Source organism: Pseudomonas sp. LJDD11 (assembly GCF_024584215.1).
Lineage (GTDB): Bacteria > Pseudomonadota > Gammaproteobacteria > Pseudomonadales > Pseudomonadaceae > Aquipseudomonas.
The window spans coordinates 16,043-41,136 of sequence record NZ_JANJFL010000039.1; the positions used below are offsets into that span (position 1 = coordinate 16,043).

The 25,094-nt window shown below is 62.2% G+C and carries 27 protein-coding genes and 1 pseudogene; 8 read left to right on the top strand and 20 right to left on the bottom strand.

The features are described 5' to 3' along the window. Positions 1 to 71: 71 nt before the first annotated feature. From NRB16_RS27380 to accB, 9 genes are all read right to left on the bottom strand, one after another. Positions 72 to 905, bottom strand: coding sequence for a transporter substrate-binding domain-containing protein (locus NRB16_RS27380; protein WP_045492198.1), 834 nt, complete (start codon positions 903 to 905; stop codon positions 72 to 74). 74 nt (positions 906 to 979) lie between these two features. Continuing rightward, entirely contained in the window at positions 980 to 1,708 is a 729-nt protein-coding gene (locus NRB16_RS27385) for an amino acid ABC transporter ATP-binding protein (RefSeq protein WP_045494904.1), read from the bottom strand. Positions 1,709 to 1,722: 14 nt separating this feature from the next. Further along, entirely contained in the window at positions 1,723 to 2,481 is a 759-nt protein-coding gene (locus tag NRB16_RS27390) for an amino acid ABC transporter permease (protein WP_257107413.1), read from the bottom strand. Between the two features lie 6 nt (positions 2,482 to 2,487). Continuing rightward, entirely contained in the window at positions 2,488 to 3,189 is a 702-nt protein-coding gene (locus tag NRB16_RS27395) for an amino acid ABC transporter permease (protein WP_045494901.1), read from the bottom strand. A gap of 100 nt (positions 3,190 to 3,289) precedes the next feature. Beyond that, a complete protein-coding gene (locus NRB16_RS27400) occupies positions 3,290 to 4,033 on the bottom strand; it encodes an SDR family oxidoreductase (RefSeq protein ID WP_045492194.1) in 744 nt (247 codons plus the stop codon). A 131-nt stretch (positions 4,034 to 4,164) separates the two neighbouring features. Continuing rightward, positions 4,165 to 4,932 carry a LamB/YcsF family protein gene (locus tag NRB16_RS27405; protein ID WP_253116687.1) on the bottom strand — a complete coding sequence of 256 codons (768 nt, stop codon included), beginning with the start codon at positions 4,930 to 4,932 and terminating at the stop codon, positions 4,165 to 4,167. Between the two features lie 4 nt (positions 4,933 to 4,936). After that, positions 4,937 to 5,362 (bottom strand): hypothetical protein, encoded by a 426-nt coding sequence (locus NRB16_RS27410; RefSeq protein ID WP_253142558.1) that lies wholly within the window; start codon positions 5,360 to 5,362, stop codon positions 4,937 to 4,939. 1 nt (position 5,363) lies between these two features. Then, positions 5,364 to 6,719 (bottom strand): acetyl-CoA carboxylase biotin carboxylase subunit, encoded by a 1,356-nt coding sequence (accC, locus tag NRB16_RS27415; RefSeq protein WP_257107414.1) that lies wholly within the window; start codon positions 6,717 to 6,719, stop codon positions 5,364 to 5,366. A gap of 5 nt (positions 6,720 to 6,724) precedes the next feature. Next, positions 6,725 to 7,195 (bottom strand): acetyl-CoA carboxylase biotin carboxyl carrier protein, encoded by a 471-nt coding sequence (accB, locus tag NRB16_RS27420; RefSeq protein ID WP_257107415.1) that lies wholly within the window; start codon positions 7,193 to 7,195, stop codon positions 6,725 to 6,727. Positions 7,196 to 7,521: 326 nt separating this feature from the next. On the opposite strand from accB, the gene NRB16_RS27425 reads away from it, so the two are divergent. Then, the gene (locus tag NRB16_RS27425; RefSeq protein ID WP_257107416.1) at positions 7,522 to 8,859 is read left to right on the top strand and encodes an OprD family porin; all 1,338 of its coding nucleotides are present in this window, start codon (positions 7,522 to 7,524) and stop codon (positions 8,857 to 8,859) included. Positions 8,860 to 8,880: 21 nt separating this feature from the next. On the opposite strand, the gene NRB16_RS27430 is transcribed toward NRB16_RS27425, so the two are convergent. The 4 genes from NRB16_RS27430 to NRB16_RS27445 all read right to left on the bottom strand — a co-directional run bounded on the left by NRB16_RS27430 (position 8,881) and on the right by NRB16_RS27445 (position 11,322). Beyond that, on the bottom strand, positions 8,881 to 9,714 hold the full coding sequence (locus NRB16_RS27430) for an AraC family transcriptional regulator (RefSeq protein ID WP_257107417.1): 834 nt from the start codon (positions 9,712 to 9,714) through the stop codon (positions 8,881 to 8,883). A 10-nt stretch (positions 9,715 to 9,724) separates the two neighbouring features. Further along, positions 9,725 to 10,036, bottom strand: coding sequence for an AzlD domain-containing protein (locus tag NRB16_RS27435; protein WP_253116675.1), 312 nt, complete (start codon positions 10,034 to 10,036; stop codon positions 9,725 to 9,727). After that, positions 10,033 to 10,743 carry an AzlC family ABC transporter permease gene (locus tag NRB16_RS27440; RefSeq protein ID WP_257107427.1) on the bottom strand — a complete coding sequence of 237 codons (711 nt, stop codon included), beginning with the start codon at positions 10,741 to 10,743 and terminating at the stop codon, positions 10,033 to 10,035. The genes NRB16_RS27435 and NRB16_RS27440 overlap by 4 nt, the downstream gene beginning before the upstream one ends. 96 nt (positions 10,744 to 10,839) lie before the next feature. Continuing rightward, positions 10,840 to 11,322 carry an Lrp/AsnC family transcriptional regulator gene (locus NRB16_RS27445; protein WP_045492180.1) on the bottom strand — a complete coding sequence of 161 codons (483 nt, stop codon included), beginning with the start codon at positions 11,320 to 11,322 and terminating at the stop codon, positions 10,840 to 10,842. 145 nt (positions 11,323 to 11,467) lie between these two features. On the opposite strand from NRB16_RS27445, the gene NRB16_RS27450 reads away from it, so the two are divergent. Further along, positions 11,468 to 12,508, top strand: a complete 1,041-nt coding sequence (locus NRB16_RS27450; RefSeq protein ID WP_253116674.1) for a zinc-dependent alcohol dehydrogenase family protein — start codon at positions 11,468 to 11,470, stop codon at positions 12,506 to 12,508. A gap of 174 nt (positions 12,509 to 12,682) precedes the next feature. Further along, positions 12,683 to 14,323, top strand: a complete 1,641-nt coding sequence (locus NRB16_RS27455; protein WP_045492176.1) for a methyl-accepting chemotaxis protein — start codon at positions 12,683 to 12,685, stop codon at positions 14,321 to 14,323. Positions 14,324 to 14,564: 241 nt separating this feature from the next. Here NRB16_RS27455 and NRB16_RS27460 read toward each other — a convergent pair whose 3' ends face one another. Further along, a complete protein-coding gene (locus NRB16_RS27460) occupies positions 14,565 to 14,939 on the bottom strand; it encodes a hypothetical protein (protein ID WP_052483517.1) in 375 nt (124 codons plus the stop codon). A gap of 59 nt (positions 14,940 to 14,998) precedes the next feature. Further along, positions 14,999 to 15,169: a hypothetical protein gene (locus NRB16_RS27465; protein ID WP_173426702.1), complete on the bottom strand. Its 171-nt coding sequence runs from the start codon at positions 15,167 to 15,169 to the stop codon at positions 14,999 to 15,001. A 338-nt stretch (positions 15,170 to 15,507) separates the two neighbouring features. On the opposite strand from NRB16_RS27465, the gene mqo reads away from it, so the two are divergent. Then, entirely contained in the window at positions 15,508 to 17,154 is a 1,647-nt protein-coding gene (gene mqo, locus NRB16_RS27470; RefSeq protein WP_257107418.1) for a malate dehydrogenase (quinone), read from the top strand. Between the two features lie 95 nt (positions 17,155 to 17,249). Here the strand turns inward: mqo and NRB16_RS27475 are convergent, their stop codons facing one another. Both NRB16_RS27475 and NRB16_RS27480 read right to left on the bottom strand, forming a co-directional pair. Continuing rightward, positions 17,250 to 17,726: a hypothetical protein gene (locus NRB16_RS27475; RefSeq protein WP_257107419.1), complete on the bottom strand. Its 477-nt coding sequence runs from the start codon at positions 17,724 to 17,726 to the stop codon at positions 17,250 to 17,252. Between the two features lie 53 nt (positions 17,727 to 17,779). Continuing rightward, on the bottom strand, positions 17,780 to 18,256 hold the full coding sequence (locus tag NRB16_RS27480; RefSeq protein ID WP_257107420.1) for an Lrp/AsnC family transcriptional regulator: 477 nt from the start codon (positions 18,254 to 18,256) through the stop codon (positions 17,780 to 17,782). Between the two features lie 108 nt (positions 18,257 to 18,364). Between NRB16_RS27480 and NRB16_RS27485 the strand changes: the two genes are divergently transcribed. After that, positions 18,365 to 19,198 carry an EamA family transporter gene (locus NRB16_RS27485; protein ID WP_257107422.1) on the top strand — a complete coding sequence of 278 codons (834 nt, stop codon included), beginning with the start codon at positions 18,365 to 18,367 and terminating at the stop codon, positions 19,196 to 19,198. A gap of 104 nt (positions 19,199 to 19,302) precedes the next feature. Next, complete coding sequence (locus NRB16_RS27490) at positions 19,303 to 19,932, top strand: glutathione S-transferase family protein (protein ID WP_253142550.1); 630 nt, start codon at positions 19,303 to 19,305, stop codon at positions 19,930 to 19,932. Positions 19,933 to 20,044: 112 nt separating this feature from the next. On the opposite strand, the gene NRB16_RS29895 is transcribed toward NRB16_RS27490, so the two are convergent. From NRB16_RS29895 to NRB16_RS27500, 3 genes and pseudogenes are all read right to left on the bottom strand, one after another. Further along, positions 20,045 to 20,917, bottom strand: coding sequence for a methyl-accepting chemotaxis protein (locus NRB16_RS29895; RefSeq protein WP_373568518.1), 873 nt, complete (start codon positions 20,915 to 20,917; stop codon positions 20,045 to 20,047). After that, positions 20,903 to 22,105, bottom strand: a pseudogene (locus NRB16_RS29900) (methyl-accepting chemotaxis protein); the annotation flags it as partial. The pseudogene NRB16_RS29900 and the gene NRB16_RS29895, both read right to left, overlap by 15 nt. Positions 22,106 to 22,220: 115 nt before the next feature. Continuing rightward, entirely contained in the window at positions 22,221 to 23,084 is an 864-nt protein-coding gene (locus NRB16_RS27500) for a LysR substrate-binding domain-containing protein (RefSeq protein WP_257107424.1), read from the bottom strand. A gap of 97 nt (positions 23,085 to 23,181) precedes the next feature. Here NRB16_RS27500 and NRB16_RS27505 point away from each other — a divergent pair, with 97 nt between their 5' ends. Together NRB16_RS27505 and NRB16_RS27510 are read left to right on the top strand one after the other, a co-directional pair. Then, entirely contained in the window at positions 23,182 to 24,429 is a 1,248-nt protein-coding gene (locus tag NRB16_RS27505) for a D-amino acid dehydrogenase (protein WP_257107425.1), read from the top strand. 83 nt (positions 24,430 to 24,512) lie between these two features. Then, positions 24,513 to 25,016: an SMI1/KNR4 family protein gene (locus NRB16_RS27510; protein WP_257107426.1), complete on the top strand. Its 504-nt coding sequence runs from the start codon at positions 24,513 to 24,515 to the stop codon at positions 25,014 to 25,016. The last annotated feature ends 78 nt before the right edge of the window (positions 25,017 to 25,094 follow it).

A 25,094-nucleotide genomic window follows, 5' to 3' on the forward strand; every position in this document is an offset into this window, starting at 1 on the left:
GGATGGCTGTGTGCAGGTCGCCAACAGCAAACACCCCCGGCCTTGCGCCGGGGTGTCGGAGCTGGGCGGGGTTATTCCAGGGCCTGGAACTGCATGTCGGCGAGCTTCTGCACGCGCTCTTCACGGACCATGTTGTACTCGGTGGCCGGGCCGATCCATTTGCTCCAGATCTGGTCGATCTCGCCGGCCTTGTCCATGGCGTACAACGCATCGTTGACCTTGGCCAGCAGCGCCGGCTCTTCGAGCTTCATGCCCACGCCCACCGGCTCCAGGGCCATCGGCTCGGCAACGATGCCCAGGTCGACCCCGCCGGCCTTGGCCTGGCTCACCAGTTTTTTCGCCGACATGGTGTTGGTCACCACGCCCAGCACCTTGTTCTGCTGCACTGCCAGGTAGGCGGAGCCGGTGTCCTGGAAGGTCACCGGTACCGCGTCGGCCAGGCGAATCGATTGCTCCGAGGTCGAACCCTTGGTGGCGCTGATGCGCTTGCCGGCAAAGTACGAACGCGGCTTGTCAGCCAGCGGCGCCTTGACCACCAGCACTTCCTTGGCCACGTAGTAGGGGTCGGAGTACTGGATCTGCTGGGCGCGGGTCTTGGTGTAGGCCAGGTTGGCGATCACCACATCGACGCGGCCCATCTTCACCTCAGGCACCCGGGCTTCACCCGACAGCGGCTTGAGCTCCAGTTTGACGCCCAGGTGTTTGGCCAGCGCAGTGCACAGGTCGACATCCATGCCTTCCAGTGCACGGCTTTGCGGGTTGGGCGAGGCAAAGGGCGGCACGTCGGAGTACACGCCACAGCTGATCGACTGTTTGGCCTGGATATCGGCCCATTGGTCGGCGTGGGCGGTGGCGGCCAGCAGGGGGAGCAACATCAGGGCCAACGGGGCTTGTTTGATACGCATCGCAATGATCCTCGAATAAGACAATGGCCGGCAGTGGGGGTAGGGCGTGGTCGCTCTGTGGCGACTCGGGGAACTCAGTGAGCGCGCAGGTCGCTGATAAAGCGCTGCGCCCGTGGATGTTGCGGTTTGCTGAAAAACACCTCGGGGGTGGCGCGCTCCAGGATCTGGCCGGCGTCCATGAACCAGATGGTGTCGGCGACCTCGCGGGCGAAGTTCATCTCGTGGGTCACGCACATCATGGTCATGCCGTCCTTGGCCAGGCCGCGCATGACCTGCAGCACTTCACCGACCATTTCCGGGTCCAGCGCGCTGGTCGGCTCGTCGAACAGCATCACCGGCGGCTCCATGGCCAGCGCCCGGGCGATCGCCACCCGTTGCTGCTGGCCGCCGGACAACTGGCCCGGATAACTGCCGGCCTTGTGCGCCATACCGACCCGGTCGAGCAGTTGCATGGCCCGCTGTCTGGCGGCTGCACCCTTGAGGCCCTTGACCTTGGTCGGGGCGAGGATGATGTTGTCGAGCACCGACAGGTGCGGGAACAGGTTGAAGCTCTGGAACACAAAACCGATGCGGCTGCGCAGCCGGTTGAGGTTGGCGTCGGTGCCATGGATGTCGTGGCCTTCGAACAGAATCTGGCCGCTCTGGATGGCTTCCAGACGGTTGACGGTGCGGATCAGCGTCGACTTGCCCGACCCGGACGGGCCGCACACCACCACCACTTCACCCTGGCGGATTTCGGCGTTGATGGTGGTCAGCGCGCGGTACTCGCCGTACCACTTGTCGACATTGGCAAACATGATCAGTGGTTTCATGGCGGTTATCTCGAAGCTGGGGAAGAAGGCAGCGCAGTGCTGAGCGCGGCGCCGGGTGTCTGGCCACGGTCGCCCTGGCGCTTGCGTTCGATGCGTCGCTCCACATGGGTGGCCAGGCGGGTCAGGCTGTAGCACAGGCAGTAGTAGGTGACCGCCAGAATCGCGTAGACCTGGAACGGCTTGGTCAGTAATTGGTTGTTGATCTGGTTGGCGGCGAAGGTCATCTCCTGCACGTTGATCATGTAGCCCAGGGTGGTTTCCTTGATGATCGACACGAATTGGCTGATCAGGCTGGGCAAGGCGTTGTACAGCGCCTGTGGCAGGATCACCCAGCCCAGCGTGCGGAAATAGCCCATGCCCAGGGCCCGCGAAGCCTCGAACTGGCCCTTTGGCAGGCCCTCGATCCCGGCGCGCACGATCTCCGCCAGGTAGGCGCTCTGGTAGATCACCAGGGTGCACAGCATGGTGGCGAAGCCGCTGATGTTGTGGCCGATCAGCAAGGGCACCAGAAAGTAGGTCCAGAAGATCACCATGATCAGCGGGATGCCGCGCAGCACGTAAACCCACACGGTGGCCGGCGCACGCAGCCAGGCGAACGGCGAGATGCGTGCGATGGCCAGCACGATGCCCAACGGAAACGCCAGCAGCAGGGCCAGCGCCGAGAGCATCAGGGTATTGACCAGGCCGCCGATCGGGCCGTGCGGGTACTGGCCGATGAGCAGCAGTTCCCAGTGCTCGTGAACGATTTTGAATACCTCGAACATGCCGGATTACCTCGCCTTGGCCAGATCGAAACGCCGCGCGATCAGCGCGCCGATACCCATTAGCAACAGCGACACCGCCAGGTAGCCCAAGGTGGCGACCAGGAAGGATTCGAAGGTGCGGAAGGTGTAGTTCTCGACCTCGCGGGTCGCGTAGGTCAGTTCAACGACGCCGATGGCCATGGCCAGGCTGGTGTTCTTGAACAGCAGTACGGTGTGGTTGATCAGCGAGGGCAGGGCGTTGCGCACCCCTTGCGGCAGGATCACGTAGCGCATCGAGCGCAGGTAGCCCATGCCCAGCGCACGAGCCGCTTCATTCTGGCCGTCCGGAATGGCGCGCAGTCCGGCGCGCAGGTCTTCACAGAAGTACGCTGCCTGGCACAGGCCCAGCGCAATCACCGCAAAGATGAACTCGGTGCTGAAATTGGCCAGCCACAGTTGGGTTGATTCAGGCAGCAGGGTCGGCACGCCGAAGTACCAGAGCATCAGTTGCACCAGGGTCGGCACGTTGCGGTGGTACGACACGTAGCCGGCCACCAGGCGTTCGGGCAGCGCCTTGCCGGTCAGGCGGATCACTACCAGTACAAACGCCAGCGACATCGCCAGCAACCAGGCATACAGCATCAACTGCAGGGTCATGGCCGCGCCCTTGAGCAGCAGCTCGGCGTACTCGCCCGTCAGGATTGGCCCCAGGTCGAAGTCTTTCATCATAAAGGTCACCCAGTCGGGTCCGGGGCAGTAAGCGAATTCTTCACCGGTGGGGTGGCGGCTCACTCAAGGTGGCCGCTCTTGTCCGGTAATGGCGCGGGTTTCAGTGCTGCGGGCGGGTGGTTTGCAGGCCGCCTGGTACTTGCAGCGTTGGGGTGATTTCCATGTGCCCGACGTTCATCGCAACCGGTGCGGCAATGGCGAAGGCAATCGCCCCGGCAATGTCCTCGGCCACCGGTAACTCGAAGCCGTCAATGAACCTGGCGCGGGTTTCGGCGGCGTTGCCGTGCACGTGTTCGAAGATGTCGGTGGCGACCCGGCCGGGGCAGATCTCGGTGACCCGCACGCGCTTGCCGAACAGGTCGATGCGCAGGTTGCGCGACAGCATGCTCACGGCGGCCTTGGTGGCGTGGTAGGTGCTGTTGCCGCCGAAATTGTAGGCCGCCGCAATCGAGCTGATGTTGATCACATGGCCCCGGTCACGCTCGGCCATGCCCGGCACCAGCAGGCGGGTCAAGTGCAGTACGGCGCGCAGGTTGACGTCGATCAGCGCGTCAATACCCTCGGCGGTCGCATTGAGAATCGAGCCGGGCCGGTCGACACCGGCGTTGTTGACCAGAATATCGATCTGCAGGCCTTCGACAGTGCGGGTTAGCGCATCCAGGTCGGCGACGTCCACGGCGTGGACGACACAGCCGGTGCGCTCGGCCAGTTCGGCCAGTTTGTCGGCACTGCGGGCCAGTGCATGCACCTTGATACCTTCGCGGCTCAGGCGCTCGACCGTGGCGGCGCCGATGCCGGAAGATGCGCCGGTGACCAGCGCAGTGGTGTAGTCGGAAAATGGCATGGCCGGTTCCTCATCGAATAATTGTCTGGGTCACTGCCAACGGGCATGCAGTGACTGTAAGGAGCTGCTGAAACGGGCGCCAAGAGGGTTTGGCTGTTGGGTGATAAGGCTTTCTTATCGTTACCGGCCTGTCACGCCATCAGGTGCGAAATCGGGGCAATCACCCCGCCGGCATGCTCGATTTCGGTGCGGATGCTGCGCGCCAGCTCAAGGGCGTTGGCGGTGTCGCCGTGCAGCAGGATCGAACAGGCCGGGACCTCAATGATTTCACCGGTGTAACAGGTGACGGTGCCTTGCTGGAGAAATTGCCGGACCCGTTCGCGCACGCGCTGCGGGTCCTTGATCACCGCGTCGGGCAGGGCGCGGGGCACCAGCAGGCCGTCCTTGTCGCAGGCGCGGTCGGCCAGAAAGGTCAGTGCAAGGCGCAGGCCATGGCGGTCGGCGGCCTGTTGCATGGCCACGCTGGTCGAGGAACTGACGATCAGCTCGCGGTCGAAGGCGGCCACTGTGCCCAGCAGGGCGTCGGCCAGCGCCGCGTCGGCGGCCACCCGGTTGCCCAGTGCGCCGTGGAAACTCATGTGGGTCATCCGGTGCCCGGCAACCCTGGCCATGCCCGCCAGGGCGGCCAATTGGTAGGTCACCCAGGTTTGCAATTCAGCAGTGTCGACCTGGATCGGCCGGCGACCGAAGCCGAGCAGGTCGGGGTAGCCGACGTGGGCTCCCAGGTCGATGCCTGCGGCCAGCGCCCGGCGCGCGGTCTTGTCCATGATCAGCGGGTCGCCGGCGTGAAAGCCGCAGGCGACATTGGCGGACGAGATGATCTCCATCAGGGCATCGTCTTCGCCCATTGTCCAGGGGCCGAAGCCTTCGCCCAGGTCTGCATTCAAGTCGATTTTCATGAAGTCACTCTCCCGCCAGGGCGAGCACCGGGGTGGCGTATTCCACCCGCTCGCCATCTTCGATCAGGTAATCGCCGGCAATGCCGGCGTGCTGTACGGTCACCGGCAGCAACAGGCTGCCGACCGCGATCACGCCGACGGTGTCGCCGACGTTCACGGTTTGTCCGGGCGTCACCAGTGGCTGCTCGCGGGCCGGATGACGGGCGTGGAAGTGCCCGCACAGGGTCGCCATGGCGGCCACTTCAGGCTTGGCTGCAGCCGCTATCGGCGCAGCGGCTGGCGCGTCGCTGATGGGCGGATTGGCGGCCAGGGCCGGTTGGCTGGCCGGGCGTACCAGACGCAACTCGAAACCGTCTTGCTTGAACTCCAGGCTGCTCAGCCCGGCCTGGCTCATCCAGCCGGCCAGTTGGCGGATTGTCTCAATGCGCATTTCAGCTCTCCGCCTGGCGTGTACTCAGCCAGCGCTCCAGGTGATGAATGTCCACGCTACCGGCGACAAAGGCGTTGTCGGTGACGATCTGCCGGTGCAGCGGCAGGTTGGTGCTGATGCCCTCGACCGCAAACTGCGCCAGGGCGGTACGCATGCGGGCCAGCGCCTGTTCGCGGGTGGCGCCGTGGGTAATGACCTTGGCGATCATCGAGTCGTAGTAGGGCGGCACCTTGTAGCCTGCGCACACATGCGAGTCGATACGCACGCCGATACCCCCCGGCAGGTCCCAGCGGGTCACCGTGCCGGGAGTCGGGATGAAGGTTTGCGGGTCTTCGGCGTTGATCCGGCATTCCAGAGCGTGCCCCTGGGTGACGATGTCGGATTGGCGCAGGCTGAGCACTTCACCCATGGCCATGCGCAGTTGCTGTTCGACGATGTCGATGCCGGTGGTCATCTCGGTGACCGGGTGTTCGACCTGCAGACGGGTGTTCATCTCGATGAAAAAAAACTCGCCGTCTTCATAGAGAAACTCGAAGGTGCCCACACCCTGATAGCCGATCAGGCGGCAGGCTTCGACGCAGCGCTGGCCCACCCGCGCCAGTGCCTGGGCATCGATACCCGGTGCCGGTGCCTCTTCCAGCACCTTCTGGTGACGACGTTGCAGCGAGCAGTCGCGGCTGCCCAGCCACACACCGTTACCGTGGCGGTCGCACAACACCTGGATCTCGACATGGCGCGGGTGGCCGAGAAATTTCTCCATGTACAGCTCGGGGTTGCCAAAGGCGCGGCGGGCTTCTTCGCGGGTCAGGCTGACGGCAGGCAGCAGCTCGGCGGCACTGTGCACCACACGCATGCCCCGGCCACCACCGCCGCCGGCAGCCTTGATGATCACCGGGTAGCCGATCTCCAGGGCAATCGCTTCAATGCGCTCGCGCTCCTCGGGCAGCGCCCCTTGTGGGCCGGGTACGCAGGGTACGCCGGCCTCAAGCATGGCGCGTTTGGCCGCCACCTTGTCGCCCATGCGCCGGATGCACGCGGCGTCCGGGCCGATGAAGGTCAGGCCGGCATCGCTCACGGCCTGGCTGAAGGCGGCGTTCTCCGACAAAAAGCCATAGCCCGGATGCACGGCCTGGGCACCACTGGCCAGCGCGGCATAAATAACAGCCCGACTGTCCAGATAGCTTTGTCCGGGGGCCGCAGGACCGATGCACAGCGCCTGGTCGGCATGTTGCAGATAGGCCGCGCCGGCATCGCCTTGGGAGTAGACCATCACGGTCTTCAGGCCCAGTTGATGACAGGCGCGCTGAATGCGCAGGGCGATTTCGCCCCGGTTGGCGATCAGAACGGTATCGAACATGTTGGTCATCCTGCCGTGACGATGTGAAACAGCGGCTGGCCGCGTTCGACTTCCGTGCCGGACTGCCCCAGCACCGTTTTAACCGTGCCGGCCGCCGGCGCGCTGACCTGATGGAACATTTTCATGGCCTCGACAATGCACAGGGTCTGGCCGGCGCTGACGGTATCGCCCGGCTGAACGAACGCCGGTTCATCAGGCGAGGGCGTCAGGTGCAGCACGCCATACAGGGGCGAGGGCACCTCTTCGTGGGTGGCGGCGATGGAGGGCTGCGGCGTGGCCTCAGTGCCCGAGCAGGCGCTCGGGGCCTGGGTGGGTTGAGGGGCGGCGGTGGATGAGTGCAGCGGCGCGCTGCGGGTTTCAGCCCGGCGGCCGTGGCGCGCCAGGTGCAGGTGGCTGCCGCCTTCGCTGAGGCTCAGTTCGGTCAGGTCTGACGCACCAATAAGGTCGATCAGGTCTTTGATACGGTGTTGATCCATCGTTGGGCCCTTTGGCGGCTGGCGCAAAAATGCAGGAATGACGCCACTCTATCCAGCGCGCAGCGGGCAGGGCCAAGAGGCTTTGCAGGTGGGGTGATAAGCACGACTTATGACATTCGCGGTTTTCCGGTCATAAGTGTTTCCTATCCAATCAGAAGAACTTTGTCTTAACGCTGCCCAGCGCTGCCTGAGTAGCGTGTAAATACCGCTGACAAGCCAGGACCAACCGGCAACTTATCTATTACATAACAGGCGGATATTTCCACTTTGCTGCGTTCGCGCAGCCTGCCAGTACAAACTTCTTATAATGGGGCGGGGAGTCCACGATGAAAAAATATTCGTTGGGTCTATTGGCATTATGTATTGCACAACAAAGCCAGGCAGCAGGGTTTATCGACGACAGTCACGCCACGTTGTTGGTGCGCAACTTTTTCAGCCAGGTCGATAATCGCGATGGTGCGGCCGATCCCAACTACACCCAGGAATGGGGGCAGGGCTTCGTGCTCAACTACAGCTCCGGTTTTACCGAAGGGCCGATCGGTTTTGGTCTTGATGCGGTGGGCATGCTCGGCATTCGTCTGGACTCGGGCAAGGGCCGTCATTACAACCCCACCAGCAGTGCCAGCAACGGCAATATTTTCCCCACCGACAGCGACGGCCGGGCGGTGGACGACTTCGCCAGCCTGGGCCCGACGCTCAAGGCGCGCATCGGTAAGACCGAGTTTCGCTACGGTACGTTGCAGCCCCGCCTGCCGATTCTGATCGCCAGTGATCGCCTGGTGTTTCAGACCTTCAATGGCTTTCAGGTGGAGTCGAAAGACATCGACAAACTGACCCTCACAGCAGGGCGCATCGACCATGTCAAGGAACGTGGTTCGACCGACTGGGAAGGGCTGTCGATCGCCGGTTCCAACGCCACCGTCGACCCGGTCAACCCCGGTATCAACACTGCCCGCAGCACCCATGTAAACCAGTTTCTGTATGCCGGTGGTACTTATAAAGCGACACCGGATCTGAGCCTGCAGTATTACTTCGCGCAACTGGAAGATTTTTATAATCAGCACTTTCTCGGTGCCGTTTACACCTTGCCGCTGGGGCCGGGTCGTTTGACCACCGATATTCGTCATTACAATAACAGCTCGTCCGGCGCCAATGGCAATGACCCGGATTACTACAGCAGCGGTTATTACGGTAATGGTCGCACCCGTGGTGAAGTTGACAGCCGCTTGAGCAGTATCTTGTTCACCTACGCACTGGGCGGTCATCTGTTTGGTGCCGGTTATCAGCAGGTCAACGGTGACAGCGATGCGGTGTGGGTCAACGAAGGGGCCGGCACCACCAGTAACTTCATCACCGAAACCATGTCGGGCAAGTTCCAGCGGGCCGGCGAGCGTTCCTGGCAAGTGCGCTATGCCTATGACTTCTCCGGGTTGGGCGTGCCGGGGCTGACGTTCCGTACGACCTACTACAATGGCGATCACATCAAGACCGCCACCGGCGACAGGCAGGAATGGGCCCGCGACGCAACCCTGGGCTACGTGGTACAGAGCGGCCCGGCCAAGGGGCTGAACACCCAACTGCGTTATGGCGTGTTTCGCACCGACATGCAGCGTGACACCGATGAGTATCGGGTGATCATCGATTATCCGGTCAACCTGTTCTGACCCATACCGCTTGCCGCAAGGCTAACGTGTGCCGGCCAGCCCGGCCCGAAACGCGCCCGGCCCGATGCCGTAGGCGCGTTTGAACTGGCGGGTCAGGTGGCTCTGGTCGGCAAAGCCCAGTTCGGCCGCCACCACCGCTGGCAGCGCGCCGCTTCTGAGCAGGTTCAGTGCACCGGCCAGGCGTTGCTGCATCAGCCAATGGTGCGGGCTGACGCCGGTGGCGGCGCTGAACACCCTGGCAAAGTGAAACGGCGACAGGTTGACCTCCGCGGCCAGCGCTTGCAGCGACGGCGGGTCGGCCAGGCGGGCCAGCAACAGTTCTTGGGCACGGCGCACTGCCAGCGGTTCTTTGCCAGGCTGCAAGGCCGAACCGAGGCGGGCATGGCGCTTGAACAAGCTGAACACCGCTTCGCGCCACAGCGTTTGCAATTGCAGGGCGCTGGCCTGCTGTTCAGCCAGCCGATGAACCTGCAAAAACGCCGCAGCCACCTCGGTGTCCATCACGACGCTCGATGCAAACCCCGCCGTGCCAGGGCAGGCAATGTCCAGCTCCGCGAGGATCCCGGCCAGTTGCACCTGCTGCGGGTAGAAGCCCCGATAGCGCCAGCCTTGTTCATGGGCGGTGGCGCCGGTATGGGTTTCATCCGGGTTGATCAGCACCATACCGCCGGTGCTCACCAGGTGGTCAGCGCCACGATGCCTGAACCGCTGGGCCCCGGACTCGATGACCGTGAAGACGAAGCTGTCATGCACATGGGGGGCGAATTTCTGCTGCACATACTGCGCGCGCAGCAGCTCGACCCCGCCCAGTACCGGGGATTGCCAGAAGCGTGTCTGTTCAGCGTTTAGCGTCATACAGATCCTGTCAGCCCAGCCAGCGCAGCAAGTAAAACACGCCCATGCTCAACACCACGCTGGTCAGTACCCGGCGTGTGCAGAGCATGCAGATGATCGCGCACAGGCTGCCGACAAGGTACGGGTTGAACAGCGACAGGTCCAGTTGCTGGCCGGGCATGAAAATCAGCGGGCCGCAGATCGCAGTGAGCATCCCCGGGACCGCGAAACCGAGAAAATCACGGGTGTGTTTGCCCAGCCGCAGCGGCAGGCGCGGTTCAAGAAACACATAGCGGTTGAAGAACACAATCGCACCCATGCCCACAATCACCACCCAGATCATGGCTGACGCTCCGTCGTGTCCTGCATCAGGCATTTGACGCTGAAGCCGGCCAGCATCCCGGCCACCCCCGACAGCACCAGTGCCGATTGCCAGCCCAGCCAGGAAAACCACACCGAACACATCAGCGACACCGCCACGCAGACCACCACCGGCACCGATTTGACCAAGGGGGTGACCAGCGCGACAAAGGTCGCGGCAATCGAAAACTCCAGGCCCAGCGACTCAAGGTCTGGAATGCTGCGGCCCAGCAGCAGGCCAATCAGGGTGAAGATGTTCCACGCCACGTAGAAGGTAAAACCCGCCCCGAGGGCATACCAGCGGTCAAAGGCCGCGCTGCGTTGCTGGCTGTTGAGGGCAAAGAACTCATCGGTGAGCAGAAAGCCCAGGCCCAGTCGCCAGCGTGATGACAGGGGGGCGATGCTCGGGCGCATATGCAGGGCGTACAGCAGATGCTGCGAGGTGAGCAGCAGGGTGGTGATCAGGATCGACAGCAAGCTGGCGCCGCTCTTGATCATGCCGATCGCCACCAGTTGCGCCGCGCCGGCAAACACAATCAGCGAGAAGCTCTGGCCTTGCAGCGGGCTGAAACCGGCACCGATGGCCAGCGAGCCGACCAGCAAACCCCAGGGGGCGCAGGCAAACGACAGTGGCAGCACCGCCATCGCGCCTTTGTAGAACGCCCGGTTGGCGTTGCAATCAACCAGCATCGTATTCAACACGTGTATCACAACCTTCAAAGCGGGCGGGGCAGCGATGGTGCTATAGAGCTCACGGCGCTGTCTTGAACGATCTTGCGGTGCTGTTCAGATGTTCAGCAGGTCAGTCACCGGCAAGCGATTGGTGGTTTTCAGCTCGCGCAGCGACAGGTTCGAACGAATGCTGGTCACCCCCGGCAATTTGCGCAGCACCTTCTCGACGAAGCGGCTGTAGTGGTCCAGGTCACGGGCCACCACCTGCAACAGAAAGTCCGCTTCGCCGGTGGTGTTGTGGCAGGCCAGCACCTGCGGGGCCGACTCAATGATTTTTTCGAACTGCGCGGTGGTTTCTTCGCTGTGGTCGGCGCAGGAAATCTGCACGAAGGCCATGACGCCGAGGCCGAGTTTCTTGCGATTGAGGATTGCCTGATAACCCTCGATCACGCCGCTGTCTTCAAGGCGCTTCTGCTTGCGCCAGCACGAGGCTTCGCTCATTGCCAACTGCTCGGCGAGTTTGACGTTCGATAATCGACCATCACGTTGCAGGCGGTCAGTGATTGCAAGATCCAGCTTGTCGAGGGGGTTCAGCATGGAGGGTCTCTTCATTTTTGCCTGGTTGACTGAAGGCTATTTTCAGTTGGGCGCGATCGTCAACGGTAATCTGAAAAGTAATTTCAGGCCGTTTGGTCATAATTCTTCGCATCGTCATGACCTGTCACCCGCTTGAGGAATTGCCATGAAAGCTGTTGTCTATGAAGCCTTTAACGCCGCCCCGCGGCTGATGACGGTCGATGACCCGACGCCTGAGGCGCACGGTGTCGTGGTGCAAGTGCTCGGCACGGGTGTATGCCGCAGCGACTGGCACGGCTGGAAGGGCCACGACCCGGATATCCAGTTGCCGCACATCCCCGGCCACGAGCTGGCCGGTGTCATCGCGGCAGTGGGCCGGCACGTGACCCGCTGGAAAGTCGGTGATCGCGTCACTGTGCCGTTCGTGGGCGGCTGCGGCGCGTGCCCGGAGTGCAACAGCGGCAACCAGCAAGTGTGCTACAGCCAGTTCCAGCCGGGCTTCACCCACTGGGGGTCGTTTGCCGAATATGTCGGCATTCATCAGGCCGACCTGAACCTGGTGGCGCTGCCAGAGAGCATGGATTTCGCCACCGCAGCCAGCCTTGGCTGCCGGTTTGTCACCTCGTTCCGCGCGGTGGTCGATCAGGGCAAGGTCAGCGCCGGGCAATGGGTGGCGGTGCATGGTTGTGGCGGGGTGGGGCTGTCGGCGGTGATGATCGCCCACGCGATTGGTGCCAACGTGATTGCCATCGACATTGCCGACCACAAACTGGCCCTGGCGCGTTCGCTGGGGGCGGTGGCCACGGTCAATGCCCGGCAGGTGGCCAACGTCACCGAAGCGGTGCAGGACATCAGCGGCGGCGGCGTGCATGTGTCACTCGATGCCCTAGGCCACCCGACCACCTGTTTCAACTCCATCAACAACCTGCGCCGCCGCGGCAAGCACGTGCAGGTCGGGCTGATGCTCGCCGACCACAGCACGCCAGCCATCCCGATGAGCAAGGTGATCGCCCATGAGCTGGAAATCTATGGCAGCCACGGCATGCAGGCGCACCGCTATGGCGCGATGCTCGACATGATCAGCTCCGGCAAACTGGCTCCCGAAAAACTGGTGGGCAAGACCATCAGCCTGGAGCAGTCGATTGACGCGCTGGTCAATATGGACCGCTTTGAAACTGCCGGGGTGACGGTGGTGACGCAGTTCTGATCATTACGGCCGCCGCCGACCGATGCATGCCAGGGCAGGTCAAGTTCAGCTATGGGGTCATTAAGAAATATTAATGACAGATTTCTTTTCGCTATCGGCTATGGTCGCTTGGTAGAGTGATGTCACTCTGATATACGTGATCTTTCTCCCCTGACGCCCAGCCGAGTCCTGCGAATGAAAAAACCTCTTGCCCTCTCGACCCGCATCGGCCTCGGTTTCGGCGCGATTGTCTCGCTGCTGCTGATGATTACCGCGGTGGGGATTCAGCGCGTCGGCTACATCGACAGCACCCTGGCCAATGTCAGCGACAACGCCGCAATGGTGCAGCGTTATGCGATCAATTTCCGGGGCAGCGTGCACGATCGGGCGATTGCCATCCGCGATGCGGTGCTGGTCGATAACAACCAGAGCCTGGAGCTGCATCTGGCCGAAATCAGCCGTCTGGAAAAGGCCTACGCTGACGCTGCGGTCAGCATGGATCAGTTGTTCAGCACCCGCGACGTGACCCCGGAGGAGCGCAAGCTGCTGGCGGCGATCAAGGACATCGAACAGCAGACCCAGGCCTCGGCCAAGACCCTGATCGAGCTGCGCCGCAGCGGTGATATCGCCGCCAGTCAGGCACTGTTGCTGCAACGCACCGCTGGCCTGTATAGCGAGTGGCTCAAGCGCGTCAACGCGCTGATCGACTCGGAAGAAGTGCTGATCAGGGCCAAGCTCAACGACGTGCAGGACACCGCCAGTTCGTTTCGCGGCCTGATGCTGCTGGCCAGCGGTGTGGCGTTGTTGCTGAGTATCCTGCTGGCCCGGCAGATCATCGGCTTTGTGACTTCGACCCTCGGCGCCGAACCGACCGAGGTGGCGCAAGCGATCGAGCGCCTGGCGGCCGGTGATTTGCAGCAAAACCTGACCACCCGGCACCCGGCCAGCGTCATGGGCGTGCTCAAGTCTGCGCTGGCGCGTTTGTCGCAGACCATTACCCAAGTGCGTGCCGCCGCCCACGAGGTCAGTCATGCGTCGGCGCAACTGACCGCCACCTCGGCACAGAACAACGAACACATCAGCCGCCAGACCCGCGAAGCCGAGCAGATTGCCACCGCCATCACGCAAATGGCGTCGACCGTCAATGAAGTCTCTGGCTACGCCGTGCAGGCCGCCAGTGCAACCAAACAGGCGGATGTCGGGGTGGAGAGCGGTAACCGCCTGGTGACTGATACGTCGCAATCGATCGAGCAATTGGCAGTCACCCTGACCCAGACCACCGACACGGTCGAGCAGGTGTCGCGCGACAGTGAAAACATTGAGTCGGTGATTGAGGTGATCAACTCGATTGCCGCGCAGACCAACCTGCTGGCCCTCAACGCTGCGATTGAAGCGGCGCGGGCCGGCGAGCACGGTCGCGGCTTTGCGGTGGTGGCCGATGAAGTGCGCTCGCTGGCCAACCGCACCCAGCAGTCGACCCAGGAAATCCGTGAAATGATCAGCACCCTGCAAAGCGGCACCGAGGCCGCCGCGCAGAACATGCGCAACAGCTGCGAACTGGCCACCCGCACCGTGGAGCAGACCCGTAACGCCCAGGCGGCGCTGGCCAAAGTGAGCCATGAGGTAGGCGCGATCAACGACATGAACGCGCAGATCGCCAGTGCGGCGGTACAACAAAGCAGCGTCGCCGAGGACGTTTCGAAGAACATCAGCCGTATTCACGAACTGACCGTCCACACCGCCAGCGGTTCGTCGCAAGTGGCCTCGGCCAGCAGCGAACTGGCCGAACTGGCCAGCCGCCTGAGCGAGAAGGTCGCGATGTTCAAGGTGGGTTAGGCCGGGGTATTACCTTGTAGGAGCCGCTTTAGCTTCAATACTGTTCGGTTAAGTACACACATCTCGGTGAGAGGCAGCTCTGCTGGCGAAGACGGCGGCACATTCACAGCAGATGTAATGTTTTTACTGGCCTCTTCGCGAGCAGAGCTCGCTCCCACATGGGCATAGTGTTGGCTTTGGCTGCGAAAGGTTTCTGACGCTGAATCTTCGCGGCTAAAGCCGCTCTTGCGGGTGTCTGCGATCACGCAGGCTTGCACAGCTTGTGGGCTATCGCATCAAATTCCCGGTCAAAACTGGCCCGTTCTCCTGCACTGAGAAACCCCTGTTGCTTGACGAACCCTTCGGTCTGCGCACGCACTGATTCAATCCGTTTGGTCAGCTTCGCCGCCTGATCCTGGGTAATGTGCCGGGCCTTGCGCGAAGCACCGATGTCGGCCACCAGCACATTGGCGCGTTCCGAGATATGTGCGTGGCCGACATCTTTTACCGAGCCACCGGTTTCCCCAGGCAAAGCGCGTTGCTCGGCCAGGTTGCAGCTGGGCAGGTCCAGCGCGGGTGGGGCGGCCAGCGCAGCGCTGCTCAGACAGGCCAATAATACGGCGCTCAAACACTTCATCAGGGCCTCCACAAAGGCAGTTGGGTCGCCCTGATAAGACGGTCAAAGGCTCATCGGGTTCAACGAGTACCCGGCGGCTTGCCCTTGCCGCGCGCAGTTTTCTGCGCGGTCGAGTCGTGCTGCGTGCCGGTCGAGCCGTCCGGACGCAGGGCGTCGTTGTCGCGTTCGGCTTCGCCGGTATGTTCAGGTTGCTTGGAATCCTGACGCGGTTCCCGGGGAGTGTTGTTCATGTGGCCTCCGAAATATTGCTGTTGCCGCTCACAAAACAGAAGGCCATTGCGCCGGTGCAGAGGTTCAACCGGCTGATCGCCCGGCGGATAAATGGTCTGCGGTACGCGCCGTGTTACTTGGCTGATACAACCAGGTGCCGTTAAGCGCCCGCTTGGCCGACGGGTTGAACTGCGATCGCCTTTGTGCCTCGAACCATCAAGCGAGGGCTGGCCCGATGTGCACTGATTGCTTGTCAGCAGCCCGTGCTGGCGCCCGATGTCGTGTCCTGGCTCATCAGCCAGCCGCCTCGTGGCTGGCGGAGTATTCAGACAGGGGCCAAGGCCTCGCGGGAGCAGATATGAAGTACCAAACCGGGCTGAAGTGGGCATTGACCGCATTCGCATGTGGCCTGCTCAGTGCACAAGCCGCCGAGACCCGGCGTGTGGATGTGCTGTTGGTGGGTGGCGGGATCATGAGCTCGACCCTGGCTGTGTGGCTCAATGAACTGGAGCCGGGCTGGTCGATGGAAATGGTCGAGCGCCTCGACAAGGTCGCCGAGGAAAGCTCCAACGGCTGGAACAACGCCGGCACCGGGCATTCGGCGTTGGCCGAGCTGAATTACACGCCTGAAAAGGACGGCAAGATCGACATCACCAAGGCGGTGGAGATCAACGAATCGTTCCAGATCACCCGGCAGTTCCTGGCCTGGCAGGTCAGGCAGGGCGTGTTGAAGAACCCGCGTTCGTTCATCAACAGCACGCCGCACATGAGTTTCGTATGGGGGGACGACAACATCCGTTTTCTCAAGAAACGCTACGAGGCGCTGCAAGCCAGCCCGCTGTTCCGGCCCATGCAGTATTCCGAAGACCCGGCGCAGATTCGCCAATGGGTGCCGCTGATGATGGAAGGCCGCGATCCGAGCCAGAAGCTGGCCGCGACCTGGACGCCGATTGGCACCGACGTCAACTTCGGTGAAATCACCCGCCAGTATGTGGGCTACTTACAGAGCCGACCCAACTTCGACCTGAAGCTGTCGACCGAAGTGCGTGACATCACCCGCAACGCCGATGGCTCCTGGCACGTGGAGTACAAAAACCTCAAGGACGGTACTAGCGGCGCCACCGACGCGAAGTTTTTGTTCGTCGGGGCGGGCGGTGCAGCCTTGCCGCTGTTGCAAGCGTCCGGTATCGAAGAAGCCAAAGCCTATGCCGGTTTCCCGGTGGGCGGCTCGTTTCTGGTGACCGACAACCCGACCATCGCCCAGCAGCACATGGCCAAGGCCTACGGCATCGCCGCCACCGGCGCACCGCCGATGTCTGTGCCGCACCTTGACACCCGCGTGCTGGACGGTAAGCGCATGATTCTGTTTGGACCCTTTGCGACCTTTTCCACCAAGTTTCTCAAGCAAGGTTCACTGTTTGACCTGGTCGGCAGCATGAACCTGCATAACACCTGGCCGATGGTGCGGGTCGGCGTACGTGAGTTTGACCTGGTGCAATACCTGATCGGCCAGGTCATCCAGTCCGACGATGATCGCTTTGCCGCGTTGCAAACCTACTTTCCGCAGGCGAAGAAGGAAGACTGGCGCCTGTGGCAGGCTGGCCAGCGGGTGCAGATCATCAAGAAGGATCAAGACCAGGGCGGGGTACTCAAACTCGGCACCGAAGTGGTGGTCTCGGCTGACCGCAGTATCGCCGGCCTGCTGGGCGCCTCGCCAGGAGCCTCCACTGCACCGCCGATCATGCTCGACCTGCTGGGCAAAGTGTTCAAGGACCAGCTCGCCACCCCGGCCTGGCAGAGCAAGATCAAACAGATTATCCCCTCGTATGGTTTTCACCTGAACGACCGCCCCGATGAGGTGCAAAAGACTTGGGCCTACACCAACGAGGTCTTGCAACTGGCCCCGGCACCGGGCATCGACACGCGCCAGGATCCACGCAATCCGGACGATATCGACCCGTTGGGGCAGGACAATCAGGACAGCGATCCGGATCTGAAACCTTGAGGGTGTTCAACCTGTAGGAGCGACCTCGCGAAGGCGGCGTGACATTCACAACAGAGGCTGTGGGTTCACTGGCCCTTTCGCGAGCAAGCTCGCTCCTACAGAGACCACATACGAATGCGGGCGTGGCCCAACTCGACATCGGTGCTTGGCTCTGTGATGTCCCAGTCGTCCTCACGAAGACGTCGACCGATTGCTGTTTCCGGACCGTCTTTGGCAATTACCAGCACGAACAGCCGCGCTGGACACGGGAACGAGCGTAGCCGCTCGATATCAGCCCGAACCGACCACGCGCCATCCAGACATTTGGCCTGATACAAGTCTCCCAGGCATTTGACCTCCGCGACCATCACCGGCTCTTCAGCCTCGTTGAGCGAATACAGATCAGCCTTGCGTCGGTTACCGATGGGCAGGTCTGTCCATATGTCCACGCCATGAACAGACCAGGCATGCAGACTGATTTGCGCCTGAATCCAGTGTTCGCGGCAACTGCTGAGCAGCAACACCTGTTCAAGGTTTTTATCCATCTCGCGAAATGCCGATTCAAACAGGGCAAGCCATTGCTGGGTATTCAAGATTTTCATTTCCTATGAAAGAGAGGAGGCTGGTGAAGGCTTTGCGCCGCCATCTATAACGGCACCGTCAGCCCCACCTTGACCTTGTCCAGCACAATCAGTGTGCGGTAGGTATGAATATCCTCATTCCCGGCAAAATGCTGCTGCACCAGTTGATCGAAATGCGCGATGTCCCGGGCCAGCATGACGATGATGAACGACACCCCGCCGCTGACGAAATAGCACTGCTGCACCTCACTTACCCCGGCGAAGTAGCGTTTGGCGCGGTTCATCACCACGGCGCGGTCGTCGCACAGGCGTGACTCGACAATCGCGGTGATCTGCTGGCCGACGCTCTCCGGGGCGATCACGGCGGTGTTGCTGACAATCACGCCGCTGTCTTCCAGTTGCGCGATGCGCCGTTGCACTGCCGGGGTCGACAGGCCGATGGCTTCGGCAATCACGCGTTGGGAGGTCTTGTTGTCCTGTTGCAGCATGCGCAGGATTGCCTGATCGAAGCTGTCCAGCGCACGCTTGGGTGATTCATTCATTTTTACGGCCTAAATCAAGCAATTCACTCGTCCTGCGCAGCGATATACAGCAAACCGCCCGCACGGCAAAGCCTAGAATCCTGCCACGCACTTGGGCTGGAGTTTTCCGTGAACCTGCAAAGCACTTCCATTCTTGCCGCCATGCTGGGGATCATTTCGGTCCAGACCGGCGCGGCGGTGGGCAAATCCATTTTCACTCTGGTCGGTCCGGAAGGTGTCGCGGCACTGCGTCTGGGCATCTCGGCGCTGGTCATGCTGGTGCTGCTGCGGCCCTGGCGGATCTGGCAACCCGCCAACCTGCCGGGCCTGATCGGCTACGGGGTGATGATGGGGGCGATGAACCTGCTGATCTACCGCGCCATGCTCTACATTCCGGTGGGCGTGGCGGTGTCCATCGAAGTGGTCGGGCCGCTGGCGGTGGCCTTGCTGGCGTCGCGGCGGCGGATCGATTTACTCTGGATCGGCCTGTCGCTGCTCGGCCTGGTGTTGCTGCCTTGGGGCAGTGGCCAGCAAGGGCTTGATCCGCGTGGCATTGCCTACGCCTTGGGCGCGGCGGCGGCCTGGGGGTTGTATGTGAAGCTTGGCACCCGGGTGGCCATCCACGGCAAGCAGGCGGTGGCTTCGGGCATGCTGGTGGCGGCGCTGTTTGGCGCGCCGCTGGGCGTGGTGCAGGCGGGTGAGCAGCTATTGCAACCTTGGGTATTGGCGATTGGCCTGAGTGTGGCGCTGTTGTCGAGCATGGTGCCTTACCTGCTGGACATGTACGCCATGCGCCATTTGCCGGCGCAGGTGTTCGGCATTCTGCTCAGTGCTTCACCGGCCATGGCCGCGCTGGCCGGCTGGCTGGTGCTGGGCGAGGCCTTGAGCCTGTTGCAGTGTGCCGGAGTGGCGGCGATTGCCGCGGCCTGTGCGGGAGCGGCGCTGGTCGGGCGCAGGCAGTGATTAGTGTGGTTACGGCTTGGTGCTGGTCTGTAGTCTTTATAGCCCTGATACTGTGCTGGCATTGTTATGCAATGCTCAGGGATCAATAACGATAAGGCGGGAAAATGTCCGAATTCAAACTGCACTGCTTTGCCCTATCAGGCAACGCTTATAAGGTCGCGCTGTTTCTGGCGCTGTCCCGGCAGACCTGGCAACCGGTGTTCGTCGACTTTCTCAACGGCCAGACCCGCACCCGGCAGTGGCGCGATACGGTCAACGAACAGGGCGAAGTCCCGGTACTGGAGCATCAGGGCAAAAGCCTCACCCAGTCGGCGCTGATTCTCGACTACCTGGCCGATTACACCGGCCAGTTTGGCGGCCGCACGGCGGAAGAAAAACAGGAAATCTGGCGCTGGATGCTTTTCGACAATCACAAATTCACCAGCTACTACGCCACGCTGCGCTTTTTGTATGGCATCCAGAAAACCGGTGACACTGAAGTGACGCGTTTTCTGCGTGACCGCGCTGCAGCGGCCTATCAGGTGGTTGATACCCACCTGAGCAAGACGCCATGGCTGGTCGGCGAGCGTGTGACCATCGCTGACCTGTCGCTGGCCGGTTATGTGTTCATGCCTGAAGAAACCGGGCTGTCGATGGAGGCTTATCCGCATATCCAGGCCTGGAAAAAGCGCATTCAGGAGCTGCCGGGCTGGCAGCATCCATATGAGCTGATGCCGGGGCCGACCGGCCTCTGAAGCGGGCGGTGATGGTTGGCCATCAGGACCTGCAGGAGCCGCTTTAGCGGCGAATTAGCGGCTGAAGCTTCGCGAATAAATCCGCTCCTGCAGGTCCCATGGTTGCCAGCCATTACACCTTGAAGCGCTCGACCATCGCTTGCAGTTGTACGCCGATTCTTGCCAGCTCCATGCTGGAGGAGGCGGTTTCTTCGCTGGCCGCTGCGGTCTGATCCGAGATGTCCCGTACTTCGGTCACGCTGCGGGCTATTTCTGCGCCAGCCGAGCTTTGTTGTTCCGAGGCGCAAGCAATCTGCTCGTTCATCCGCTCGATATCCCTGACCGACTCGATGATGCTGCCAAGCATGGTGCGCGCATCGCGGGAGTGCTCGACGCTTTTACCGGTCAGCGCGATGTTCTGCTCCAGCGCCGATGTCATCTGATGGGTGCTGGCTTGCAGGCGTTCGATGAGCTGAGCGATTTCGTCGGCTGAGGTCCGCGTGCGCAACGCCAGCCCGCGAACCTCGTCAGCGACCACCGCAAAGCCGCGGCCGGCTTCCCCGGCGCGCGCGGCCTCGATGGCGGCGTTCAAGGCCAGCAGGTTGGTCTGGTCAGACACCGCCTTGATCACGTCCAGCACGCCGCCGATGCTCTCGGTGTTGGCGCGCAGCTCAGTCATTGCCTCCTTGGTCACTTGCATATCACTGGACAGGGTTTCGATCTGTTCGACGGCCTGACTGACCACCTTGTCGCCCTGCGCGGCCTTGTCACTGGCGCTGACAGCGGACTTGGCCGCCTGGCTGGCGTTATGTGCCACGTCGTGGGTGGTGGCGGTCATCTGTTGCATGGCCGTGGCGATCTGGTCGGTTGCCACCTTTTGCGAGTTGACCCCGGCGCTGGTTTGCTCGGTCACCGCCGACAGCTCCTCGGCAGCGCTGGCCAGTTGAATGATGCCGTGTTTGACCTCGCTGACCAGCCCGCGCAGGGCCACGGTCATGCGCTGCATGGACGACTGCAGGGCGCCCAGTTCGTCCTTGCGGTTGACCACCACCGTGGCGGTGAAATCACCGTCTGCCACCTTCTCGGCGATGGCGACAGTCTCCTTGAGCGGGGTCACGATCGAGCGGGTAATCAGCCAGGCGGCCACGATGCCGCAGATCAATGCCAGGACCATCCACAGCCCCAGCATCTGCCTGACGCTGGCGACATCGTCTTCGCGGTTCTGCCGCTGTATGGCGGTCATCTTGCCGGCGATGTCCAGCAGATTACTGACAGTCAGCGTAATCCCCGCCTGGGCCTGGTCGATACGGGCCTGGGTCGCCACCATGGTGTTGAGCTGCGCTTCGTACCGTTGCAGTTCAGCGCTTAGCTGCTGCACGTCGCGGGCCGGTATGGCGGTGCCGGTGAGGCTGTTGACCAAGGCCATCACTTCAGCGATTGCCTTGTGTGCCTCGGCGTCCGTCGCCGGGCTGGGGAGTGCGGTATAGCTGCTAAAGCTTGCGAGCATCTTCTGCGTGGCGAGAAAGGTCTCGGTCAGCGCCGCACGGCTTTGTGGCGTGCCGGTTTCGGCATTGGCGATGGCTGCAAGACGCTTGAGTTCGGCATTGACCGCCTCTGCCAACCCGGTAGCCGCCAGGCGTGACGCCTCGCGCTCGCGGGTCGCGGCGACCGCCTGGTTGTAAAAGCCGCGATAGTGATTGAGGTTGCCATCTGCGTCGGCCAGCAACTGAATATTGGCCGGCGACTGGAAGTTCGGCGCGATGCTGGTGAGGTGGCGAGTGGTTTCGTCCATCTTGGCTTGCCACTTTGCGGCCTGCACGTCATCGGCTTTGGTGAGGTAGACCAGCCGCTCAATGCGCATATCGCGGGTCGCAGTGCTGAACGTGGCGATATCGATCATCCGCTCGCTGCGGTCGCGCAGGGTGTCGGTGGCATACCAACCGGTGTAGGTCATCAACAGGATCATGCACATGAGCAGCGAAAAACCCAGGATCAGTTTGGACCTGACGCTGATGTCACTTAGAAAATTCGAGCGTTTATCTTGCATGTTGATTTCCTGAATGGAGCCCGGAGTGCAAACCCCTGAAGGTTTAACGGGGTGGCAGAGCGGTTTCTTATCGAATAGGCGTTCATGACGCTCAATGTCCTGCGCCGCGCCTGGCAGCAGGCACAACACCGCCTCACGCCTGATCATTGCGGTAATGGCGCTTTGCTGGCGCTGGAGACTCAACACAGACCAAGTGATGGCACATTGGTTCTATACATTTTTGGGTGAATGTGTGTGTCGACAGAGGTAACGGCTGGATTTATCAGTCTCGCGCTTGCAGTACGGCCCTGAGCCGGTCCAGAACCTGCGTTTCCAGCACCGACAGCACAGCCGCCTCATGCACCAGCACCGCCACGCTGATACGGATCGACGGCAGCAGCGCCCGCGCATGCTGATCCGGCTCCAGCAACGCCTGGGCGGTCAGTTCATCGATGATTGCCACACCGGCCCCGGACTGGGCGAGGGCGCAGGCCACGTAATAGGTCTGCACCTTGAGCGCGCTGTTTTGTTCGGGGAGCAGGGTCTGGACCAGAGTGCCCAGCGGGTCTTCTGCCGGCAGGGCGATCACTCTGGCGGGGTCGAGCTGATCCAGCGCGACCGGCGTTCTGGCATTCGTACCATCGACGCAGACCAGCTCGATGCTGCCCACTTCAATGGCCTTCAAGCCAGGGTAGGGGCGCGGGTTGAACACCACCGCCATGGACATTTCGCGGGTCAGCAGCGCCTGGGCGAGTTGCTCGCTGTGCGCGGTGGTCAGCTCCAGCGTTACGCCGGGGTTGGCCTGTTGAGTGGCGGCCAGGGTGCGCGGCAGCACCTTCAGGCCCAGGGTCGGGATACAACCGAGCTTGAGCTGGCCTTGTGGGTTGGCGCGCAGGCTGCGTGACAGGCGTTTGATTTCTTCGAGTTCGCGGTACATCCGCTCAACCGCAGGCACCAGCGCCTCACCTTCACGGGTCAGTTGCAGGCGCCCCTTGACCCGATCAAACAGCCGAAAGCCCAGGCTCGCTTCGGCATGGGCGAGCAGTTTGCTGGCCGCCGGCTGGGAGATACACAGCCACTCGGCGGCCTTGGTCAGCGACCCGGTGCGATGTGCTGCCCGGAAAATCTCGATGTGACGTGTTCGCACGCGTATTACCAAAGGTTATGGATGCTGCCGTTATACGCCTTGGCGCCGGGGCATGCCATCGGCTCACAATCGGCCGGCTCATAACAGGAGGTGAGAGATGCACGTAATCATCATCGGCACCGGCGTAGTGGGCCTGACCAGCGCCTGGTATCTCGCCCGCCAAGGCGTGCAAGTGACCCTGATCGACCGCCAGCCACAGGTGGCGCGGGAAACCAGCTTCGCCAATGGCGGCCAGTTAAGTTATGACTTCGTGACCCCGCTGGCCGACCCGGCGGTGCTGCCCAAGCTGCCGGGCTGGCTGCTCAACGCCGATTCGCCGCTGCGTTTTCGGCCCCGGCTGGACCCGGACCAATGGCGCTGGTGCTACGCCTTTCTCAAGGCTTGCAACCGCCGCCAGGTGGCGCAGACCACTTGGGAAATGCTCCAGCTGTCGATGCACAGCCGCCAGTTGCTGGATGAGCTGCTGGCACAACACGAGCTGCCATTCAAACTCAAGCGCACCGGCAAACTGGTGATGCATCGCACCGCCAGCAGCCTTGCTGCCGCCGCCGGGGGCGTCGAGTACCAGCGTTCACTGGGCAGCGATCAACGTCTGCTGAACGCGGCCGAGTGTCTGGCGCTGGAGCCGGCGCTGGCCGCTGTAGCGTCCTCCATCGCGGGCGGCATCTACACGCCGACCGAGGCCACCGGCGATTGCCGCCTGTTCTGTGAAAGCCTGTTCTCGATGCTGCAGGGCCTGCCCAATGTGCAGTTACTGCTGGGCCAGCCGATCCTGAAGTTGGTCCGTCGCGGCGCCGGGATTACCGCGGTGCGTCTGCCTGACGGGGATGTCGAAGCCGACGCTTTTGTCATCGCCGCCGGCCTGGACAGCCTGCGCCTCACTGCGCCCTTGGGGCTGTCGCTGCCGCTTTACGGCCTGCGCGGCTACAGCCTGACGTGTGCTCTGCCAGCCGGGTGCAAACGCCCCGAATTGAGCGTGACCGACGCCGAACGCAAGGTGGTCTACGCACCGCTTGGCGATGAACTGCGCATCGCCGCGATGGTCGACATGGGGCAACCCGGCGCGGTGGTCGACCCCAAACGCATCGCACAGCTCAAGCGCCAGGCGCTGGAGGTCTTCCCGGCACTTGAGCTGGCCGCTGCCAGCCCTTGGGCCGGCCTGCGACCGGCGACCCCTGGCAGTAAACCGATCATCGACCGGGCAGGGCCGCTGAGCAATCTGTGGCTCAATGTTGGCCACGGCGCACTGGGCTTCACCCTGGCCTGCGCCAGTGCTGAATTGACCGCGAGCCTGGTGACTGGCCAGCCTGCGCAGATCGACACGGCACCGTTTCGCCTGGCATAACCGGTTTTGGCCGCTCTTGCGGGAGCGAGCTCGCTCGCGAGGGCGGCATCAAAATCCATACAACACTCATAACGAGCCCACCTATGACCGAGTACCGCGGCCTCATCCTTGACGACACCCGCGAAGGCGCGACCGACGACGCCATCGCCCAACTGGAAAGCAGTCTTGGCGCCCGCCTGCCCGACGACTACCGCCAGTTCCTGAAAACCTGCAACGGCGGCTATCTGGAATACGACGTCATCGCCACCCTGAGCAATGGCGACAAAGAACTGATGAGCTTCGCGCTGTATGGCCTAGACCCCACCGAGCAATACGAGTCCAACCCCTTCGAACTCGAACAGCTACGCGAACAGGACGGCTATCCACCCACCGGCCTGCTGCCCATCGGTCGTGATGGCGGGGCCAGCGTGTTGCTGCTCGATCTGCGCGAAGGGCGTCAGGAGGTGGGCGCGATGGTCGCCGGCTTGCCGGCCTGGACCGGTCGCCGCCAGCAAGGCGATGAATACGTGGTGCTGGCGGACTCGTTCAATGGCAACCTGGATTTACCAAGCTGGCGCGAAAAGCCCCTTCCTTCAGGTGGGGGATGAAAGCGCTACCGCGAAGCGATCATAGGGGTTAAAACCCCAAAAACCGCCCCTATTCTGTGTTTCATGACTGAAATGAAA

Bases quoted from the DNA above. Each gene is read 5' to 3' on its own strand.
- NRB16_RS27400 (WP_045492194.1), bottom strand. From the start codon at position 4,033: ATGCCATTTTCCGACTACACCACTGCGCTGGTCACCGGCGCATCTTCC.
- NRB16_RS27425 (WP_257107416.1), top strand. From the start codon at position 7,522: ATGAAAAAATATTCGTTGGGTCTATTGGCATTATGTATTGCACAACAA.
- NRB16_RS27410 (WP_253142558.1), bottom strand. From the start codon at position 5,362: ATGCGCATTGAGACAATCCGCCAACTGGCCGGCTGGATGAGCCAGGCC.
- NRB16_RS27490 (WP_253142550.1), top strand. From the start codon at position 19,303: ATGTCCGAATTCAAACTGCACTGCTTTGCCCTATCAGGCAACGCTTAT.
- NRB16_RS27405 (WP_253116687.1), bottom strand. From the start codon at position 4,932: ATGAAAATCGACTTGAATGCAGACCTGGGCGAAGGCTTCGGCCCCTGG.
- accC (WP_257107414.1), bottom strand. From the start codon at position 6,719: ATGTTCGATACCGTTCTGATCGCCAACCGGGGCGAAATCGCCCTGCGC.
- accB (WP_257107415.1), bottom strand. From the start codon at position 7,195: ATGGATCAACACCGTATCAAAGACCTGATCGACCTTATTGGTGCGTCA.
- NRB16_RS27455 (WP_045492176.1), top strand. From the start codon at position 12,683: ATGAAAAAACCTCTTGCCCTCTCGACCCGCATCGGCCTCGGTTTCGGC.
- NRB16_RS27440 (WP_257107427.1), bottom strand. From the start codon at position 10,743: ATGCTGGTTGATTGCAACGCCAACCGGGCGTTCTACAAAGGCGCGATG.
- NRB16_RS27445 (WP_045492180.1), bottom strand. From the start codon at position 11,322: ATGCTGAACCCCCTCGACAAGCTGGATCTTGCAATCACTGACCGCCTG.
- NRB16_RS27465 (WP_173426702.1), bottom strand. From the start codon at position 15,169: ATGAACAACACTCCCCGGGAACCGCGTCAGGATTCCAAGCAACCTGAA.
- NRB16_RS27395 (WP_045494901.1), bottom strand. From the start codon at position 3,189: ATGATGAAAGACTTCGACCTGGGGCCAATCCTGACGGGCGAGTACGCC.
- mqo (WP_257107418.1), top strand. From the start codon at position 15,508: ATGAAGTACCAAACCGGGCTGAAGTGGGCATTGACCGCATTCGCATGT.
- NRB16_RS27450 (WP_253116674.1), top strand. From the start codon at position 11,468: ATGAAAGCTGTTGTCTATGAAGCCTTTAACGCCGCCCCGCGGCTGATG.
- NRB16_RS27460 (WP_052483517.1), bottom strand. From the start codon at position 14,939: ATGAAGTGTTTGAGCGCCGTATTATTGGCCTGTCTGAGCAGCGCTGCG.
- NRB16_RS27380 (WP_045492198.1), bottom strand. From the start codon at position 905: ATGCGTATCAAACAAGCCCCGTTGGCCCTGATGTTGCTCCCCCTGCTG.
- NRB16_RS27435 (WP_253116675.1), bottom strand. From the start codon at position 10,036: ATGATCTGGGTGGTGATTGTGGGCATGGGTGCGATTGTGTTCTTCAAC.
- NRB16_RS27390 (WP_257107413.1), bottom strand. From the start codon at position 2,481: ATGTTCGAGGTATTCAAAATCGTTCACGAGCACTGGGAACTGCTGCTC.
- NRB16_RS27510 (WP_257107426.1), top strand. From the start codon at position 24,513: ATGACCGAGTACCGCGGCCTCATCCTTGACGACACCCGCGAAGGCGCG.
- NRB16_RS27505 (WP_257107425.1), top strand. From the start codon at position 23,182: ATGCACGTAATCATCATCGGCACCGGCGTAGTGGGCCTGACCAGCGCC.
- NRB16_RS29895 (WP_373568518.1), bottom strand. From the start codon at position 20,917: ATGCAGCGCATGACCGTGGCCCTGCGCGGGCTGGTCAGCGAGGTCAAA.
- NRB16_RS27430 (WP_257107417.1), bottom strand. From the start codon at position 9,714: ATGACGCTAAACGCTGAACAGACACGCTTCTGGCAATCCCCGGTACTG.
- NRB16_RS27480 (WP_257107420.1), bottom strand. From the start codon at position 18,256: ATGAATGAATCACCCAAGCGTGCGCTGGACAGCTTCGATCAGGCAATC.